At 69.5% G+C, this 18223-nt stretch carries 17 protein-coding genes and 1 tRNA gene; 6 read left to right on the top strand and 12 right to left on the bottom strand.

Annotated elements, in window-relative coordinates; genetic code table 11:
• Positions 1-43: 43 nt before the first annotated feature.
• Positions 44-1927, bottom strand: coding sequence for an acyl-CoA dehydrogenase (locus tag ACYQ1K_RS00755; RefSeq protein ID WP_459980471.1), 1884 nt, complete (start codon positions 1925-1927; stop codon positions 44-46).
• Between the two features lie 147 nt (positions 1928-2074).
• Here ACYQ1K_RS00755 and ACYQ1K_RS00760 point away from each other — a divergent pair, with 147 nt between their 5' ends.
• Positions 2075-3598 carry a hypothetical protein gene (locus ACYQ1K_RS00760; protein ID WP_459980472.1) on the top strand — a complete coding sequence of 508 codons (1524 nt, stop codon included), beginning with the start codon at positions 2075-2077 and terminating at the stop codon, positions 3596-3598.
• A gap of 13 nt (positions 3599-3611) precedes the next feature.
• Here the strand turns inward: ACYQ1K_RS00760 and ACYQ1K_RS00765 are convergent, their stop codons facing one another.
• From ACYQ1K_RS00765 to ACYQ1K_RS00780, 4 genes are all read right to left on the bottom strand, one after another.
• Positions 3612-4250: a DUF2461 domain-containing protein gene (locus ACYQ1K_RS00765; protein ID WP_459980473.1), complete on the bottom strand. Its 639-nt coding sequence runs from the start codon at positions 4248-4250 to the stop codon at positions 3612-3614.
• A gap of 100 nt (positions 4251-4350) precedes the next feature.
• Positions 4351-4497: a hypothetical protein gene (locus tag ACYQ1K_RS00770; protein ID WP_459980475.1), complete on the bottom strand. Its 147-nt coding sequence runs from the start codon at positions 4495-4497 to the stop codon at positions 4351-4353.
• 139 nt (positions 4498-4636) lie between these two features.
• A tRNA-Gly gene (locus ACYQ1K_RS00775) sits at positions 4637-4709 on the bottom strand.
• Between the two features lie 28 nt (positions 4710-4737).
• The gene (locus tag ACYQ1K_RS00780; RefSeq protein ID WP_459980477.1) at positions 4738-5571 is read right to left on the bottom strand and encodes an SGNH/GDSL hydrolase family protein; all 834 of its coding nucleotides are present in this window, start codon (positions 5569-5571) and stop codon (positions 4738-4740) included.
• Positions 5572-5707: 136 nt separating this feature from the next.
• On the opposite strand from ACYQ1K_RS00780, the gene dcd reads away from it, so the two are divergent.
• Entirely contained in the window at positions 5708-6283 is a 576-nt protein-coding gene (gene dcd / locus ACYQ1K_RS00785) for a dCTP deaminase (RefSeq protein WP_459980479.1), read from the top strand.
• Here the strand turns inward: dcd and ACYQ1K_RS00790 are convergent.
• From ACYQ1K_RS00790 to ACYQ1K_RS00805, 4 genes are read right to left on the bottom strand one after another with little or no spacing between them, the layout of a single operon-like run.
• Positions 6245-7066 (bottom strand): phosphatase PAP2 family protein, encoded by an 822-nt coding sequence (locus tag ACYQ1K_RS00790; protein ID WP_459980481.1) that lies wholly within the window; start codon positions 7064-7066, stop codon positions 6245-6247. The two genes, dcd and ACYQ1K_RS00790, sit on opposite strands and share 39 nt — an antisense overlap.
• 47 nt (positions 7067-7113) lie before the next feature.
• Positions 7114-7293: a hypothetical protein gene (locus ACYQ1K_RS00795; protein WP_459980482.1), complete on the bottom strand. Its 180-nt coding sequence runs from the start codon at positions 7291-7293 to the stop codon at positions 7114-7116.
• Positions 7290-8105, bottom strand: a complete 816-nt coding sequence (locus tag ACYQ1K_RS00800) for a DUF4097 family beta strand repeat-containing protein (RefSeq protein WP_459980483.1) — start codon at positions 8103-8105, stop codon at positions 7290-7292. Before ACYQ1K_RS00800 ends, ACYQ1K_RS00795 begins: the two co-directional genes overlap by 4 nt.
• Before the next feature lie 20 nt (positions 8106-8125).
• Positions 8126-8650 carry a toxin-antitoxin system HicB family antitoxin gene (locus ACYQ1K_RS00805; protein ID WP_459980484.1) on the bottom strand — a complete coding sequence of 175 codons (525 nt, stop codon included), beginning with the start codon at positions 8648-8650 and terminating at the stop codon, positions 8126-8128.
• A 165-nt stretch (positions 8651-8815) separates the two neighbouring features.
• Here ACYQ1K_RS00805 and ACYQ1K_RS00810 point away from each other — a divergent pair, with 165 nt between their 5' ends.
• The 3 genes from ACYQ1K_RS00810 to ACYQ1K_RS00820 all read left to right on the top strand — a co-directional run bounded on the left by ACYQ1K_RS00810 (position 8816) and on the right by ACYQ1K_RS00820 (position 11165).
• Positions 8816-10570 (top strand): sodium:solute symporter family protein, encoded by a 1755-nt coding sequence (locus ACYQ1K_RS00810; RefSeq protein WP_459980485.1) that lies wholly within the window; start codon positions 8816-8818, stop codon positions 10568-10570.
• A gap of 12 nt (positions 10571-10582) precedes the next feature.
• Positions 10583-10876, top strand: coding sequence for a hypothetical protein (locus tag ACYQ1K_RS00815; RefSeq protein ID WP_459980487.1), 294 nt, complete (start codon positions 10583-10585; stop codon positions 10874-10876).
• A gap of 94 nt (positions 10877-10970) precedes the next feature.
• Positions 10971-11165 (top strand): hypothetical protein, encoded by a 195-nt coding sequence (locus ACYQ1K_RS00820; RefSeq protein ID WP_459980488.1) that lies wholly within the window; start codon positions 10971-10973, stop codon positions 11163-11165.
• 235 nt (positions 11166-11400) lie between these two features.
• Here the strand turns inward: ACYQ1K_RS00820 and ACYQ1K_RS00825 are convergent, their stop codons facing one another.
• From ACYQ1K_RS00825 to ACYQ1K_RS00835, 3 genes are all read right to left on the bottom strand, one after another.
• The gene (locus ACYQ1K_RS00825; RefSeq protein ID WP_459980490.1) at positions 11401-12381 is read right to left on the bottom strand and encodes a hypothetical protein; all 981 of its coding nucleotides are present in this window, start codon (positions 12379-12381) and stop codon (positions 11401-11403) included.
• A gap of 211 nt (positions 12382-12592) precedes the next feature.
• A complete protein-coding gene (locus ACYQ1K_RS00830) occupies positions 12593-16330 on the bottom strand; it encodes a (Fe-S)-binding protein (protein ID WP_459980491.1) in 3738 nt (1245 codons plus the stop codon).
• A gap of 155 nt (positions 16331-16485) precedes the next feature.
• Positions 16486-17391: an Lrp/AsnC family transcriptional regulator gene (locus tag ACYQ1K_RS00835; protein WP_459980493.1), complete on the bottom strand. Its 906-nt coding sequence runs from the start codon at positions 17389-17391 to the stop codon at positions 16486-16488.
• 225 nt (positions 17392-17616) lie between these two features.
• Here ACYQ1K_RS00835 and ACYQ1K_RS00840 point away from each other — a divergent pair, with 225 nt between their 5' ends.
• The gene (locus tag ACYQ1K_RS00840; protein ID WP_459980494.1) at positions 17617-18042 is read left to right on the top strand and encodes a YybH family protein; all 426 of its coding nucleotides are present in this window, start codon (positions 17617-17619) and stop codon (positions 18040-18042) included.
• The last annotated feature ends 181 nt before the right edge of the window (positions 18043-18223 follow it).

The following is an 18223-nucleotide window of genomic DNA, read 5'->3' on the forward strand; positions in this document are numbered from 1 at the left end:
TCGCCGCGGACCACCCACGAAATGCCCGAACATTCGATGATGCCTAGAAGGCCGCCTCGTCGAGCTCCATGATCGAGTTGTCGACCGCCTCGGCGATGGCCCGCTCGGCGGAGAGCTTGGGGAGGTTGTACGCCGCGAAGAACTTCGCCGCCGCGACCTTGCCCTCGTAGAAGGCTCTGTCCTTCTCCGAGACCGAGCCGGCGAGCCTCTCGAGGGCCACTTCGCCCTGGCGCAGCATCAGCCACGCGCAGACGACGTCGCCGAGGACCATGAGCAGGCGCGAGGTGTTCTGGGCGACCTTGTAGACGTTGGTGATGTCGCCGGTCGCAGCGCTGGGGTCGGAGGAGAGCAGGTCGTTGAACATGTGGCTCACGATCGCCTCGGCGTCGCCGAGCGCCGTCGCGAGCAGGGTGCGGCTCTCCTTGAGCTCGCCGTGTCCCTCCTCGGCCAGGAACGACTTGATCTCGCCGGCGAGGTGGCCGAGCGCGACGCCCTGGTTCTTGACGATCTTGCGGAAGAAGAAGTCCTGGCCCTGGATGGCCGTGGTGCCCTCGTAGAGCGTGTCGATCTTGGCGTCGCGGACGTACTGCTCGATCGGGTAGTCCTGCAGGAAGCCGGAGCCGCCGAAGGTCTGCAGCGACTCGGTCCCGAGCAGGACCCAGGAGCGCTCGGACCCGTAGCCCTTGACGATCGGGAGCAGCAGGTCGTTCACGTCGACCGCGAGCTTCGCCCGCTCCGAGCCGCTCTCGCCGTTGTGCTTCGCGATCGAGACCTCGTCCTGCCACGTCGCGGTGTAGATCACCAGGGCGCGCATGGCCTCGGCGAACGACTTCTGCACCATGAGCGAGCGGCGTACGTCGGGGTGGTGGGTGATCGTCACCCGCGGCGCGTCCTTCGCCGCGTTGGTGAGGTCGGCGCCCTGGACGCGGCTCTTCGCATACTCGAGCGCGTTGAGGTAGCCGGTCGACAGCGTCGCGATGGCCTTCGTGCCGACCATCATGCGCGCGTTCTCGATGACGTCGAACATCTGGCGGATGCCGTCGTGCACCTCGCCGAGCAGCCATCCCCGAGCAGGCTCGCCGCCGCCGACCTGCGGGTCGCCGAAGGTGAGCTCGCAGGTGTTGGAGACCTTGATGCCCATCTTGTGCTCGACGTTCGTGACGTAGACGCCGTTGCGCTCGCCGGTGAGCTCGCCCGTCTGGTGGTCGAAGTGGTGCTTCGGGACGAGGAAGAGCGACAGACCCTTGGTGCCGGGGCCGCCGACGCCCTCGACGCCCTTGGGCCGGGCCAGGACGAGATGGAGGATGTTCTCCTGGAGGTCGGACTCGGCGCTGGTGATGAAGCGCTTGACGCCGCTGACGTTCCACGACCCGTCCTCGTTGGGCGTGGCGAAGGTCGTGCCGGCGCCCACGTCCGAGCCGGCGTCAGGCTCGGTGAGCACCATCGTGGCGCCCCACAGCCGCTCGACCATGATCTCCGCGATGCGCTTGTCACGGTCGGTGCCGTTGTCGAAGACGACCTTCGAGAAGAACGGGCCGCAGCCATACATCCAGATCGGGGCGTTGGCCCCGAGGATGAACTCGGCCGAGGACCACACCAGGGAGTGCGGCGCGGCGGTGCCGCCGATCTCCGCCGGGGCCTGCAGGCTCCAGAACCCGGCCTCCATCCAGGCGTCGTAGGACTTCTTGAAGGCGGCCGGCACGCTCGCGGTGTGCGTGGCCGGGTCGAAGACCGGCGGGTTCCGGTCGGCCTCGACGAAGGAGGACGCCAGGTCCTCACGGGCGATGCGGTCGATCTCCGCGAGGATCTCCTTGGCGGTGTCGACGTCCAGCTCGGCGTACGGACCGGTGCCCAGGACCTTGTCGCGACCGAAGACCTCGAAGAGGTTGAACTCGACGTCGCGCAGGTTGCTCTTGTAGTGGCTCACTGCTCCACCTTCTCCAGGATCGTGACGGGTGTCGGCGTGGTGGCGATGGGTGCGCTACCGGCCAGTAACATAAAACTATACCCGCGAGTAGGGGTAGGCAAGCCAACGTGGCTGTCGGTTCTCCGGCGCCCCGCTACGGTGTTGAGGGTGCGACGGATCGGAGCGGTGGCCGGACGGGTGCTCGCCGTGCTCGTCCTCGCCCTCGCGCCCTTCGCCGGAGCGGTCGTGGCGGTCCGGCTCGCGCCTCCCGCGCACGTGCGGATCGCCGGTCAGACCGTGACGGTGAAGCCCGTGATCGGGCGGAACACCACCGAGCTGGAGGACGGCGCGATCGTGCGGCCCGAGCACGGTCACGTCGCCCTGCTGGGCGTCGGGAAGGACCTGGGGCTCGACCTCAGCGCGGACTGGAACAACCTGATCCCCCAGGACAAGCAGACGCGTGCCTACCTCACGCAGCTCTTCGACGACCCGACCCCCGCGATGGCCGAGATCCGGGACGCCGCGACTGATCACATCGTGCGATGGGCGTCGATCGGGTTCGCGGGGGTCCTGCTCGTCGAGGTCGCCGCGGTGCTCCTGGTCCGGCAGCGGCGGCGCAAGCTGGCGGCTCTCGACCGGGCGCTGGCGATGGCCGTCTCCGCCCACAACGCCCGGCTCCGGGCATCGGTCGCGACCCTCGGTGCCGTCGCGCTCGTCTCGGTCTACGCGGTGGCCGTGCAGACCCTGGTGCACGACGACGACAAGGTCGTCATCGGCAGCCCGTTCTTCAACGGCACCGCCCTCGCGGGCACCCAGGTCAACGGGCTGGCCGGTGAGGTCGTGCCGTTCCTCTCGGTGCTCGAGCCGCACAGCGCCTTCTACGACAAGGCCTCGGACAACCTCGATGCGGCGATGGCCGGCGTCGACCTGCGCGCCGGCGCGGGCGATGTCCTCTTCATCGAGGCCGAGGACCTCGAGGACGTCAACGGGATGGCGCGCATCGTCGGGCGGACCGCGAAGCTTGCCGGTGCCGACTTCATCACCTACAGCGGCGACCTGACGTTCGCGGGGAAGCCGATCGAGAGCTATCTGATCGACACGATCAACTACTACTCGGGCCGAGTGCCGGTCGAGTTCGCGCCGGGCCTGCACGACACTCCGGCGATCGTGCAGGCGGCCGGCGAGCGCGGGTGGCACGTCGCCGACGGCAAGACCCATGACGTCTCCGGAGTCTCCCTGCTCACGCTCGCCGACCCGCGGGTCTCCACCGTCGGCGACTTCGGCAGCGGCACGGTCCTGCGCCATTCCGACGTCGACGTCGCCGGCTTCGTGCGCAAGGCGATCGAAGAGGCCTGCTCGACGACGCCCGACCTCATCGTGCTGCACGACCACCTGCTCGGTGCCCGGATCGCCTCGGCCGGCTGCCAGAGGGCCGCGGTCATCGACGGGCGCTCGTTCAAGGCGATCGGGGCGCAGCTTCGGTCGACGGCGGCCGGTGGCACCTCGTTGGAGTACACGGTCGGCAGCGCAGGCGGCCACGTCGACACCACGCCCAACCCGGGCGACATCCAGCACCCCGCGACCTTCGCGGCCTTCAGCCTCGACCCCGACAGCGGCGCCATGCACGTCAGCACCATCACCGTGCGGCCGAACGGCGCCGTCCAGGTCACGCGGCCCGTGCCGATCCCGTGAGCCGGCCCCTGCGTCAGGTCGCCAGCCGCTCCCGGCACCACTCCACGAGCGGGCGCATGCCGCGCCAGCCGTCGCGTACGACGTCGGCCAGCTCGGCCGTGTGGATGACCGGCTCGAAGCCGAGCGACCGGCCCACCGTCAGCGACTTGTGTCGCAGCAGCTCGATGCGAGGGTGGTCGGCGTCGAAGCCGCGCGGCGTGGTCTTGAGCGTGTCGCCGCCGATGTCGAAGCCGTCGGCGCGGAGCTCGGCGAGCAGCCCCTCCAGCTCGGGCCCGAAGCGGTCGTGCACGACGGCCGCGCGGAAGGCGGCCAGCCGGTCGCTCGGGGCGTGGTAGAAGCCGCCCCCGAGCCGCACCCCGCGGGGAGAGAGGTCGAGGTAGTAGCCGGTCGCCTCGGCGACGCCGACGAACGCGCCCTGGTGCGTCTTGTAGGGCGTCTTGTCCTTGCTGAACCGCACGTCGCGGTAGGGACGGAAGATCTTCGCGGCGCCGAACTCGGGCTCCAGCGCCGCGGTCAGCGCCTTGAAGGGGGCGAGCACCGACTCGGCGTACACCTGCTTGTGCGCCTCCCAGAAGGACTTGGTGTTGTCGACCTCGAGGTCGTCGTAGAAGTCGAGCGCGGCGACCGGGAAGCCTTCGAACGCAGCGGGCATGAGGGCATGGTCGCAGATGCGCGAAGGCCGGGCCCCGCACGGGGCCCGGCCATCGTGGTCGATCAGGTCTGGTCCCTCAGGCGGTCTCTCAGGCGGCCTCTCAACCCTGGGCGTCGGACCGGACGTGCTCGGCCGCGGACTGGCCCTCGTCCTTGACGCGTGAGGCGGACTCCGCGGCGGTGTCCTTCGCCTGGTCCATCACCTGTCGGTCCTGGGCCCGGTCCTTCACCGAGGCACTCTCGGTCATGGGGTAACCCCCTTCGTCCGTCGTGGGGGCCCCGGCAACCGCAATCCGCGATGGAATTCCGGCTCGTTCTCACTCTCCAAAAGGCAGCCGCCCCGGGGACGACTGCCGGCCAGCAGCCGCACACCCGGGGCGGATCCGGAGCGGATGACGAGGCTCGAACTCGCGACATTCAGCTTGGGAAGCTGACGCTCTACCAACTGAGCTACATCCGCATGCCCGCTGGAGCGGGCGGTGAGGATGCTACCTCACGCGTCGGCTCGATGTGTCAACGGCCCTGTCCGCGGTGTCCCGGGACGGCGCCAGGGATCCCGGGGGGCGGGTCAGCCTCGGGTACCTCGCCTCGACCTCGTCGCCGGAGGAGCGGCCCGTCAGCCGTCGCCTCACCCAGGGGCCGAGGTGCTCCCGAGTCCACTGCCAGTCGGCCGCGCGCTGCTCGCGGCGACCGAGCTGCGGCCGGGGGAGCGGGACCGGTCGCGGCAACGAGTGGGGGACTTCGAGCAGATCGAGCACCCTGACCGCCATCAGCTCGTGTCCGGGGGTCGCCATGTGCAGCCGGTCGACGTCCCAGTAGCCCCAGCTGTCGTACTCGGTCATCCGCCAGTAGTCGACGATGCGCGCCCCATACCGGTCGGCGATCTCGCGGACGAGCTCGTTGTAGTAGGCGAAGCGGCCCCTCATCGGCTTCCAGAAGGCCGAGGCACGGGCGCCGAAGGCGGTCCAGACGAGCACCGTGGCACCGGTCCCGGTGAGTCGGCCGATGGCCTCGTCGTAGGCCGCCATCAGCGCGTCGATGTCGACGGCGGGGCGGAGCAGGTCGTTCGCGCCGGCATAGATCGTGACGAGGTCGGGCGTCAGCCCCAAGGCAGGCTCCAGCTGTTCGGAGAGGATGCTGGCGAGCTTGCGGCCGCGGACGGCGAGGTTGGCGTAGCCGAAGGCAGCGTCGTGCGACGCCAACACCTCGGCGACCCGGTCGGCCCAGCCGCGGACGCCGTTCGGCCTGGCGGGGTCGGGATCGCCCACCCCCTCGGTGAAGGAGTCCCCGAGCGCGACGTATCTGGTGAAGCTGTCTGTCACGGGCAGCATTGTGCGCCGCGGTCTCGACAGGCTCGACCAGCGGGGGAGTCGGCATCGTTCCAGCGGGGGAGTCGGCATCGTTCCAGCGGGGTGCGCTCCGCGATGCGGGCGGCGCTGCATCGGTAGGGTGACCCCCGTGCTGCTGAGCGACAGGGACATCCTGGCCGAGATCGATGCCAAGCGGATCGTCATGGATCCGTGGCAGGAGTCGATGATCCAGCCGTCGAGCATCGACGTGCGCCTCGACCGCTTCTTCCGGGTCTTCGACAACCACAAGTACGCCACGATCGACCCCGCCGTGGACCAGTCGGAGCTGACCCGTCAGGTCGAGACCGAGGGGGATGAGCCGTTCATCCTGCACCCGGGTGAGTTCGTGCTGGGGTCGACGTACGAGACCGTGACCCTCCCCGACGACATCGCCGCGCGCGTCGAGGGGAAGTCCTCGCTCGGCCGGCTCGGGCTGCTGACCCACGCGACGGCCGGCTTCGTCGACCCGGGCTTCTCGGGCCACGTCACGCTCGAGCTCGCCAACGTCGCCACGCTGCCGATCAAGCTCTACCCGGGCATGAAGATCGGGCAGTTCTGCTTCTTCCGCCTGACCTCGCCGAGCGAGCATCCGTACGGCTCGGAGAGGTACGGCAGCCGCTATCAGGGTCAGCGCGGTCCGACTCCGTCACGCAGCTTCCAGAGCTTCCACCGCACGTCGATCTGAGGTCGGTCGGCGAGTACGCCGCCAGCGTGCGTCACCCGCGAGGCCGACGCCGAGCAGAGCCAGCGCGACGACGCCGTCGAGCCACCAGTGGTGACCCGTGGCGGCGACGACGAACATCGTCACGGGCAGGTACAGCACGACGAGCCAGCGCCAGGGACTGCGCGTCGTGCAGAGCACGCCGAGCGCGACGACGGCGGCCCAGCCGACGTGGATGGACGGCATCGCGGCGTACTGATCGCTGACGCCGGTGCCCGGGTCGCCGTAGATCCGGAAGCCGAGGCGCTGGGAGAGGTCGACGAAGCCCAGCTCGGGGATGAAGCGGGGCGGCGCCACGCGCACGAACCGGATGATCAGGCAGCCGAGCGTCACGTAGACCAGCCCGTTGCGCCAGTGCGGATAGGCGTCGCGGTGACGCACCCACAGCCAGATCAGGAACACGACCAGGGCCGGCACATGGAGTGTCGCGTAGTAGGCGTTGACGAGGCGCGCGAGCGAGTCGTGGTGGATCACGGCGTGCTGGAGCCCGATCTCGCTCGGGAGGTGCAGCCTCTGCTGGAGGTGGTCGATCGCGCGGCCGCGGTCGACGGCGCCGGCCTCGTGGGTGAACGGCAGCTGCCGGGCCAGCCGCCAGATCGCATACAGGCCGCCGACCAGGGCGAACTCGCGCAGAGCGGGGATCGAGGCGGTCCGCAGGCGCCCGTCCGGGAGACGCAGCGCCAGGGCCGCGAGCAGCAGCGCCGCGAGGCAGGCAAGGGCTGCTTGATCCCAGGATGGCCATGGCACGGCCACAGTCTGCCCGCTGGCGAGCGCCGCTGGCAGTTCGGCCGGTGCTACGCCCCGATGCCGCCGTCGACGGTGCTCGCCGGACTCCGGCGGGCGTCGGTCTCCGACCGCGGGCTGAACCGGTCGCAGGTCGCCTTCGCGGGCTGCTGGCGGCGCGGTGTGCCGCGCAGAGGCTGACCGGGCTGACCGGGCTGACCGCCGCGCGGCCAGACGAGCCGCGCGATCACAGCGACACCAGCGTGATGTCGCCGCTGCCGCTGTGGACGCGCACCTCGACGTGGTCCTGTCCCGGCGCAGGCTCGCCCAGGTGGGGGAGGGTCGAGGTGATCCGGCCGCTGATGGTCGACACGTCGGTCCACACGGGGATGCCGGCCGGGACGCCCACGCGGATGTCGCCGGAGCCGCCCTTGCCGTTGACGCGGCCCCGCGTGATGGTGTCGACCTCCAGGTCGCCGCTCCCGGTCGTGAGCGAGATGTCACCGGTGGCGCGGTGGACGCGCAGGTCGCCCGAGCCGCTCTTGACGCGCACCGTGCCGCCGACCGAGCCGAGCTCGACGTCGCCCGATCCGAGCGAGGCGACCACGGTGCGTGCTGCGGCGCCGATGGAGACGTCGCCGGAGCCGGACTTGATGCGGACGTCGCCGTCCGTGTCGCCCAGCTGGATGTGTCCCGAGCCGGTCTCGAGGGCCGTCGCGCCCGTCGAGTGCTCGACGTCGATGGCGCCGGAGCCGGTCTGGATGAGCACGGCGCTCAGGTCGCCGGTCACCACGACCTCGGCCGACCCCGTCTTGATGCGCAGGTCGCTGTGGGAGGGCAGGTCGACCGTCACGTCGATGCCGCCGCGTCCGAACAGGCCACGCTGGCGAGGGGCGACGATCATGATCTGGCCGCCGCGCTCCTCGACGCGCGTCTGGTCGGCGTCCAGCCCGGTGACGACGACCTCGGTGGTGTCGCGCTCGCTCGCGCGGACGTCGATGCGGCCGGCGCCGAGCACGGCGAAGAGGCGGGTCGGGCCGGGTGTGTCGAACTGGTGCTCCATGGTGTGCTCCTCGTGGGTTCTCAGGCCCAGCCGGTCATCCGGCGGGGACCTCGGCTCGGGGGTGCTGGCGGCGGGCCGCTCATGAACGGGACGCCGGAGAGATCGATGTCCACGTTGATCCCGCCCTCGCGGGTGGCGCCGCGGATCAGGTTGACGAGCCAGGTGTTCAGGGAGGCTCCGCTGCGGGCGGCGTACTCCTCCGCTCGCGCCTTCACCGACTCCGGGATGCGCAGGGTGATCCGGGCCAAGGACCCCTCGTCCTCCTGGTCGCCGGTGTCGGCCGGTTGCGCATGGGCGGCCTCGGCCGGGACGTCGACGCGGAACTCCAGCTCACGTCCGGCGAGGCGGACCTCGACCGTCCCGGTCGGCAGCTCGGTGGTGATCTCGGCGGCGGCCTGGCTGACCGCCTCCATGAGGGCGAGCCTCGCGCTGGGGTCGAGCGCGTACGACAGCCGCTCGGCGGTCTCGCGCGCCTGCGGCCCGGCTGCCTCCGCGGCGGCCAGCAGGTCGCGACGGAGGCCTTCGACGTACGGCGTGATGTCCATGACTCCACTATGACATCACTGTGACGTCATAGCAATGTCATCAGCATGTCATGGCGACGTCACGGTGACGGCAGGTGTGTCGGACGGCCCTTCCGGGCATGGGAAAGGGCTGGCACTTCGTCGTGCCAGTGCGACATCTGAACCGAGTAGAAAGGTCGTGGACCTATGGCCGCGGCTCCCGTGGTGGCGCTCGCCAGCAAGACGCTCATCGATGCGCACCTCGTTGACTACCTGATGATCGCGATCTACTTCGCGGTCGTGCTGGGGATCGGGTTCCTGGCGAGCCGCCGGGTCTCGGACTCCGTGGACTTCTTCCTGTCGGGCCGCTCGCTGCCGGCCTGGGTGACGGGTCTCGCCTTCATCTCGGCCAACCTGGGTGCCGTCGAGATCATGGGCATGTCAGCCAACGGTGCCCAGTTCGGTCTGCCGTCCGTCCACTACTTCTGGATCGGCGCGATCCCGGCGATGCTGTTCCTCGGCGTCGTCATGATGCCCTTCTACTACGGCTCGAAGGTCCGGTCCGTCCCAGAGTTCATGCGCCGCCGCTTCGGCCCCGGCGCGCACCTGGTCAATGCCCTGTCCTTCGCCATCGCGCAACTGCTGATCGCCGGCATCAACCTGTATCTGCTCGGCTCGATCGTCCATGCACTGCTCGGCTGGCCGTTGTGGATCGCGCTCATCGTCGCGGCGGCGATCGTGCTGTCCTACATCACACTCGGCGGGCTGCGTGCCGCGATCTACAACGAGGTGCTGCAGTTCTTCGTGATCGTCGCCTCGCTCGCACCGCTCACCATCATCGGCCTCCACCGTGTCGGTGGCTGGGGCGGGCTCAAGGACAAGATCACCTCGGCGGCCGGCGCGCACCCGCACGCGATCGCACCGGCGTCCCAACAGCTGCACTCCTGGCCAGGCGACGCGCTCACCGGCTTCAGCTCATCGTTCCTGTCGGTGATCGGCATCGTCTTCGGACTCGGCTTCGTGCTGTCCTTCGGCTACTGGACGACCAACTTCGTCGAGGTGCAGCGCGCGATGGCGTCCGACTCGATCTCGTCGGCGCGCAAGACACCCATCATCGGGTCGTTCCCGAAGATGTTCATCCCCTTCATCACGATCATCCCCGGCATGATCGCGGCCGTCCTCGTCAGCGAGATCGGCAAGGTCAAGGCCGGCGGGTCCGTGGCGGGAGGTGCCTCGGGCACCGGGGTGACGTTCAACGACTCGCTCATCTACCTGATGCGCGACGTGCTGCCGAACGGTCTGCTGGGCCTGGCGATCACCGGCCTACTGGCCGCCTTCATGGCCGGCATGGCGGCCAACATCTCCGCCTTCAACACGGTGTTCTCCTACGACCTGATCCAGACCTACGTGATCAAGGACCGCGAGGACCACTGGTATCTCGGCATCGGCCGCTGGGCCACCGTCGGTGCGACGATCATTGCGATCTTCACCGCGTCGCTGGCGTCGAACTTCTCGAACATCATGAACTACCTGCAGACCCTGTTCGGGTTCTTCAACGCCCCCCTGTTCGCCACCTTCATCCTCGGCATGTTCTGGAAGCGGATGACCGCCACCGCCGGCTGGGTCGGCCTCGTGGCCGGAACGCTGTCCGCCGTGTTGGTGGCCTTCTTGTCGAAGGACGCCTTCGGGTCGGCCTCGTGGGGCGTGCTGAACCTCTCCGGGCAGGGTGCCTCGTTCGTGGCGGCCTCGACTGCCTTCGTGGTCGACATCGCCCTGTCGATGATCGTCTCGCTCATGACGAGACCGAAGCCCAGCGAGGAGCTCGTCGGGCTCGTCTACTCCGAGACGCCGCGCGAGGACCTGGTCGACGCGGCCGAGGCCACCTACCCCTGGTATCGCCGCACCGTGCCGCTCGCCTGCGTCTCGCTGGTGCTCGTCATCCTCCTCAACCTGCTCTTCTGATCGGAGTCCGACATGGCACATGACAACACGGTCGGGACCGCGCGGACCAAGACAGCCGGGCTGTTCGACATCCGCAACGTCATCGGCGGGCTGCTCGCCATCTACGGCGTCATCCTGCTGTTGATGGGCATCTTCGGCAACAAGTCATACGCGAAGACCGGCAACATCAACGCCAACCTCTGGGCTGGCATCATCCTGCTCGTCGTCGGCGTCATCTTCTTGGTGTGGGCGCGCCTGCGGCCTGTAGTCGTCGACGAGGAGGCGGTGGCGGAGATGCGGCACGAGCAGGACGAGCATCCGCAGTGATGTCGGCCGTGGTGTCGGGCACTGACGTCGCGCGCTGGTGTCGCCAGTGGTGTGCGGGCACCGTCGGCACTGATGTTCCTTTCGTTGATGTCTGATGTCCCCTGACCCGGTCGACGTCCTGCGACGGTGGGAGGCCTCCGGTGGCACGTGGGAGGTTCTCTCCCGGTCTGCCACCGGCCTCACCATCGGCCTCTGCACGTGCACCGGGGGCGAGGAGGTCGACCGGCTCGTATCTGACTCGCCCGCCCTGGCGTCGTACGTCGGGAGTCGGGTGCGAAGCGACGACTGAACGACGGCGTCGGTGGTCGGGGGTGAAGTGCCGTGATTCTGAGTTGGTGAGTGACTCGGATCCGCGGCGTTGTCCGGCGCGGGGGTTTGCCGGCGCGGGCGATTCGCGTTGTGCCGTGATTCCGAGTCGTTGGGTGACTCGGATCCTCGGCGAGGTCCGGCGCGGGGGTTTGCCGGCGCGGGCGATTCGCATTGTGCCGTGATTCCGAGTCGTTGAGTGACTCGGATCCTCGGCGCTAGTCGCCGCAGCGGTGACATCGCGTCACCGTGCCACCCCATCCGTGTAGCTGGAGCAGCGCGCCGACCTTGCCGGCCGTGCTGCATGGTCGGTCGAAGACCTGGCCCCAGCCCAGTCGCACCGTGACGCGGCCGGCGGCGACGACGGCATCGAGGTCGCGTTCGAGGTCACGATCGCGCGCCATCGAGCCGTCGTGCCCCAGCCGGCCGTCGAGCTCGACGACGACGCCGAAGCCCGGGTAGTCGACGTCACGGAATCCCGGTCGGCCGACCCCGGTCGGCGCCTGCCGGTGAGGCTGCGGCAGTCCATGGGCACGCTCGATGTCAACGAGATACCCGCGCTCGAGCACCGAGCACGTGCCGTCGCGCACGTCGGTCAGGGCATCGGCCAGAAAGTCGCGTCGGGCAATCCTCGCGCGGGAGCTCAACGTGTCCAGGAGGCGGTCTGGTGTCGTGAGCCTCGCGTTGACAGCGTCGGTCAATCTCCCGATGGCGGTGTGCTCGGTCGACGCGCTTTCGGCGAGTCCGAGCAGGGCCTCTTCCAGTCGCACCCGCGGCGGGCTGGTGTTCCACTGCACCCGGCCTGCGAACCGGCTGAGTCGGCGGATGAGGATGCCCTCACGTCGAGCGACGCTCCGCTTGCGGTCGACGGCGATCTGGATCGGTCCGTCGTCGTTCCTGTCGCGGCGGCCCGGCCCCTCGGCCAGGCGAAGCGCCGAGTCGCCAGTCAGCGCTGCGGGCCACGCATAGAGGACCGCAGCCCAGGCTCGTTGTCGCCACGTCAGTGCGCCCGTGTGGCTCACGTAGACCGCCGGGTGGCCCGTTGCTGCCCACTCCCGCCGCCGCACCCGACGCCTGATGTCATTGACCGTGAAGCCGCAGGCCAGCACCTGCCGTCGCGAGATCACCCCGTCCTGCTGTTCGAGGACCTCGTCGAGGCGCGCCTGATCCGGACGCTCCTCGTCGCGGGCATCGGTCATGGGTCCGATCGTGGTCGAGTTCGCCATCTGCTTTCGGTGGCCGGAGCTGGCCTGTGGAGAAGCCACCTCTACCGGATCCGCGGCGCACCCACCGACCCGGCTCCCGTTGAGTCGGGCGCGACGGCGGTGCGTCATGCGCTGTCGAACAACAGTGCCGTGGATCCGAGTCATGTGATGACTCAGATCCACGGCACTGTTACGTCACGCCGCGTCAGAGGTCGAAGAGCGACCCTCCGGCGTTGATGTCGACGTCCGTGCGGGGCGTGTGAGTCTCACCGGAGGACGACACCGGCTTGCCGCTGGCAGAGGCCCCCTCCGCGGTCACGTCCGAGGACTCGACTGGTTCCGTGCCGACCGACTCGGATAGCTGTGTCGGCTGCTCCGAGGGTGCCGGCGACTCGGCGGGTTCCTCGGCGACGATGTCGGCTGCCTCAGTGCCCGACGTCTCGGGCGCGACCGGCTCGATGGCGACTGCTGGGGCATTGTCCTGGGCGGGGACGCCGTTCGCCGACGAGTCAGCCAATGCGGAGTGCGCGCTCGCGGGCGCTGGCGCTGCGACGACCGCGCCCTCTGGCGCCTCGATGTCGAACAGCGAGCCGACCGACTCGATCTCCACGTCGGTGCGTGGCACGGACGCAACGCCGGACGCAGCGGGGGTCGGCGCACCGTTCGCCGGCGCCGGCTGCGGCGTGCTCTGCGGCGTCCTGGCCGAGTCGACGCCGGCACCGTCGGCCTCGGCTGCCCCCGTCGTCGCGGCTGAGTCGGTCGCTGTTGCGCCCGGCGCCGTTGCGCCCATCGCCGTCTCGCCGGCCGCGGTCAATTCGGCGGAACCTGTCGCGGTCGATGTCGGCAGCGTCGGCGCAGCGGGCGCCGCGGCCGCAGGTGCTGAGACGACGGCACCCTGAGGGGCCTCGATGTCGAACAGTGACGAGAGCACTTCGATGTCGACGTCGGTCCGCGGGGCCGATGCGACGACCGACGCAGTCACGGCCGGCGCCGGCGGTGCGTCAGCAACGGAAGCGGGTGAGGCTTCGATTGACTGGTCACCGCTTGCGGGGGCGGGCGGTGTGTCAGCAACAGAAGCGGGTGAGGCTTCCGTTGGCTGCTCACCGCTCGGGGTCGGCGAGGATGGGATGTCGAACAGCGACCCGCCGGCGTTGAGGTCGACGGCCGGAGCAGCGGGCGCGGCTGCGGGCGGTGCGTCAGCAACCGGAGCAGCAGATGCGTCGGTTGACTGCTCACCGCTCGGGGCCGGCGAAGACGGGATGTCGAACAGCGACCCGCCACTGGCGGCCGCGTTGTTCTCCGACGGGATGTCGAACAGCGACCCGCCGGCCTTGTCCTCGTCAGGCGCCGACGACTCAGACCGTGCCGACGGCTCACCGGGCGGCGTGCTGGGGGTGTCGAAGAGCGATCCGCTGTCACCGAAGAGCGAGCCCCCGGACGAACCCCCAGAGGAAGAGCCGGAGGAACCCCCGGACGACGGCGCCGGCTCAGCAGGAGCCGGCGTGTCGAACAGCGACGAGGCGTCGTCGGGAGCGGCCTCGGACTCAGTGCGCGACGGGGCGGCTGGAGCACTGTCGAAGAGCGACGACCCGCCCGATGCCTTCGCGGCTGGACCGGCGTCGGCGGTGGAGGTGACGGTGTCGGGCGTGACGGTGACGTCACCGGCGGACGGCTCAGCGGCGACAGCAGCAGACCCCACGGTGGCGACACCCGCCCCGGGAGCGAGCTTCGTAGCCATCTCGCCCTTGACCGACGCGAGCAGCATCTGCGCGATGTCGAGCACCTCGACGGACTCGCGGGCGGTGCCGTCGGCCTGGGCGGCGGTCAGCCCGTCGGACAGCATCACTCGGCAGAACGGGCAGCCGACGGCGATCTGGTCGGCCCCGGTGGCGACGGCCTCGTCGGTGCGGTTGCGGTTGATGCGCGAGCCGAGTCGCTCCTCCATCCACATGCGGGCACCGCCGGCGCCGCAGCAGAAGGAGCGCTCGGAGTTGCGGGGCATCTCGGTGAACTCGGCACCGGGCAGCACTTGGAGCAGCTCACGGGGCGGCGAGTAGACCCCGTTGTGGCGACCGATGTAGCACGGGTCGTGGTAGGTGATCGACCGCTGGTGGGCGCCCGCGCCCGACGGCACCGGGGTCAGCCGTCCCTCGCGGACCAGCCGGTTGAGCAGCTGGGTGTGGTGCACGACCTCGAGCTCGATGCCGAAGTCCTTGTACTCGTTCTTCAGCGTGTTGAAGCAGTGCGCGCAGGTCGAGACGACCTTCTTGACGCGGAACTCCTTGAACGTCTCGGCGTTCTGCTGGGCAAGACCCTGGAAGACGAACTCGTTGCCGGCGCGACGGGCCGGGTCGCCGGTGCAGGTCTCGCCGTTGCCGAGGACGCCAAAGCTGACGCCGGCCATGTCGAGCAGCTCGGCCACGGCGCGGGTGGTCTTCTTGGCACGGTCCTCGTAGGCACCGGCGCAGCCGACCCAGAACAGCCAGTCGACCGAGTCGAGCGACTCGAGGTCCTCGCCGACGACCTTGACGTCGAACGGCAGGTCCTTGGCCCAGTCGAGGCGGGCCGTGGAGGACATGTTCCAGGGGTTGCCCTTGTTCTCCAGGCCCTTGAAGAGACCGTTGAGCTCGGAGGGGAAGTTCGACTCCACCAGCACTTGGTAGCGCCGCATGTCCATGATGTGGTCGACGTGCTCGATGTCGACGGGGCACTGCTGGACGCAGGCGCCGCACGACGTACACGACCACAGCACGTCCTCGTCGATGACGAAGCCGCCGTCAGCGGGGTTGTAGAACCAGTCGAGGACCTCGTCGCCGGCCCCGAGGGACGCATCGACATCGCTGTGGCCGATGAGCGGCTTCTGCAGGATCTCGGCCTCGGTGTCGCCGGCCTGGAGGTACGGCGCGGAGGCGTACGCGTGGTCGCGGAGGCTGAGGACGACGTGCTTGGGGGAGAGTGGCTTGGCGGTGTTCCAGGCCGGGCACTGCGACTGGCAGCGGCCGCACTCGGTGCAGGTGGTGAAGTCGAGGATGCCCTTCCAGGAGAAGTCCTGGATCGACCCGGCGCCGAGCCTGGCGTCCTCGTCGAGGTCGTCGATGTCGTCGAGGGTGACGGGCTTGCCGTTCGACACGAGCGGCTTGATGGCGCCCAGGGCGGTGCGGCCGGAGTCCTCGCGCTTGAACCAGATGTTGAACCAGGCGGTGAAGCGGTGCCACGCGATGCCCATCGTCAGGTTCCGGGCGATCACGATGAGCCACACCATCGCGAGCGCGATCTTGAACAGCGCGATGCCGTAGATGATGTTGTGCAGCGTCGAGGACGAGGCAGCCGAGCTGGGGTAGAGGGCGTCGCCGAACCAGGACGCGATCGGGAAGTGGGCCCGGGTCGCCTCGTCGGCGTGCCCCGTGACCTTGGCGAGGTTGAACTCGGCGCCGCGGATGAAGAGGATCGCCGCCCCCTCGAGCAGGGCCATGACCTCGACGAAGTAGGCCTGCCAGAAGGTGGAGCCGAAGAACCGGGAGTCGCGCCCGAGCGAGCGCGGGTGCTTCCGCTGCCGGTAGACGATGAGGTAGACGATGCCGACCGTGCTCAGCAGGCCGATGAGCTCGCTGAACCACTCGTAGGGATACCAGTGGCCGATGATCGGCCACGCGAACTCCGGCGTGAAGAGCTGGAAGTAGGCCGAGAGCACGGCGAACGACAAGAAGATGAACGCCGCGAACACGAACCAGTGCATGACGCCGACGACCGTCCACTGCAGCATCCGCGTGTGGAGCACCGTCTCCTTGAGCATGGTGGCGGTACGCCGGCCCGGGTTGCCGGTGCGCCCCGGGGCGGGCTGGCCGGTCCGGATGACACCGAGCATGCTCCGCACGGCTCTGACCAGCAGCACCACGGCCACGACGGTCAAGGCCAGCGAGACAACGATCGCAAAGGCTTGCATGGGGACTTCGCTCCTCGTCCACTTCTTCAGCCCGCCGCGTCCGGCGAGCGATCCACCACCCTAGGGCGGCCTTCGGGCGAGCGGGAGCCCGGTCCAGAGTGACAAAGATCCTACCGCGCGGTAACTTCGCGCTCCGCCCGTTCAGGTGGGCGCGGTCAGGTGGGCCTGGTCAGGGACCCGAGGCCGGCGGCGGCGTACGTCTCCTTGACCGTCCGCAGGTGGCTCCAGGTGTCGAGGTGGTTGACTCCGCGGATCCCGCGGATCGCCTCGACCGCCTGCACCAGGTCGGTGCGGTCGTAGGCCCCCAGCGTCACGAGCACGTCGAACCGCCCGAGGGTCCGGGCGATGAACGTGACCTCCTGCTGACCGCGCAGGCTCTCGAGGACCTCTTCGGCCGGTCCGTCGAGGCGCAGGCCCATGCCGATCGCGGCCTGACCGTCGAGGCCCGGCTGGCGCACCAGGGCGCCGATGCGGACCACCTGGGAGTCGATGAGGCGCAGGACGCGACGGCGTACGCCGGCCGGCGTGAGGCGAACCGTGTCGGCCAGCTCGACGTACGACGCCCTTCCGTCGCTCTGCAGGGCCCGCAGGAGCGCCATGTCGACGTCGTCGACCTCGTGTCTCACCTCGCCGACCGGGCCGACCACGTCGCGCACCACGTCGACGTAGGTGAGCGTGTCGACACCCTGGACTCCCGGAATCGTGCGCAGCTCGCCGACCGCCCTGTCCACGGCGAGGGGCGAGGAGGTGCGGATCTCCACGGCCACGGCGTGCGGACCGCTCGTGAGGGAGACGAACGGGGTGTCGTCCCGCTCGGCGATCACCTCGGCCACCGGGGCCGCTGGGCCGCGCACGACGAGGGCCACGTGCGCCAGCGAGCCTCGGCCGAGGACGGCCGGGTGGACGACTCCGCGCACGACCACCTGCCCGGAGTCGGTGAGCCGGTGGATCCGCGCCGCGGCCGCGGAGCGCGACAGCCCGACCGCCTCCGCGATCTCGCGGTGCCCCACGCGGCCGTCGTCGCGAAGCATCCGCACGATCGCGTGGTCGATGTCGTCCATGACGGCCCTCCGAGGTCTCGGCGACGGAAAGTCTCTCCGATGAATTTTGGGCTGTGCTCGGCGTCACATTGATACGCGAGAGGCGCATGCGTCACGTCGATACGGCCGTTCGTATCGCCAATGCTGGCAGATCGTGACTATCGATGCCAGCTGTGCGCACGAAGCGTTTGCCACGCTGCCGGTCGTGTTCCTAGATTCTCGCTGTCACGGTTGAGAGGAGTCACGATGGCGAGCCTGACCACAGAGTTGACGGAGGCCGAGGTGCTGACCGCCGCGGATCGACTGGTCGCGGCCTTCGCCGAGACCGACACCGAGGCCTACTTCGGCTGCTTCGCGCCGTCGGCGAGCTTCGTCTTCCACCCGGAGACCGAGCGACTGGACTCCCGCGCGGCGTACGAGGCCCTGTGGGCCGACTGGGTCGGCGCCGGCTGGAGGGTGGAGGAGTGCGAGAGCACCGACCGCCTCGTCCAGATCGTCGGCGACAGCGCCGTCTTCTCCCACAGCGTCCGCACCGTCACCTCCGAGGCGGGGCACCGGACCACGGTGCTCGAGCGCGAGTCCATCGTCTTCGCCCGCGTCGACGGCCGGGTCCTCGCCGTTCACGAGCATCTCTCACCCGCGCCGCAGCTCGCGCAGCAGAAGGAGTCCTGATGTCCGTCCACGAGGCCTACGTGGAGGCGGACCTCGCGCCGCCGAGCATCACCGACGTCGAGCCCCACGGCGTCGAGCCGATCCCCGCGGCCGAGCGGAGCGCGAAGCCGATCGACCTGTTCCGGCTCGTCGTCGTCCCAAGCCAGTTCGTCGGCCTCCCTGGGCGACCTCGCCATCAGGA

Source organism: Nocardioides sp. AN3 (genome assembly GCF_054653495.1).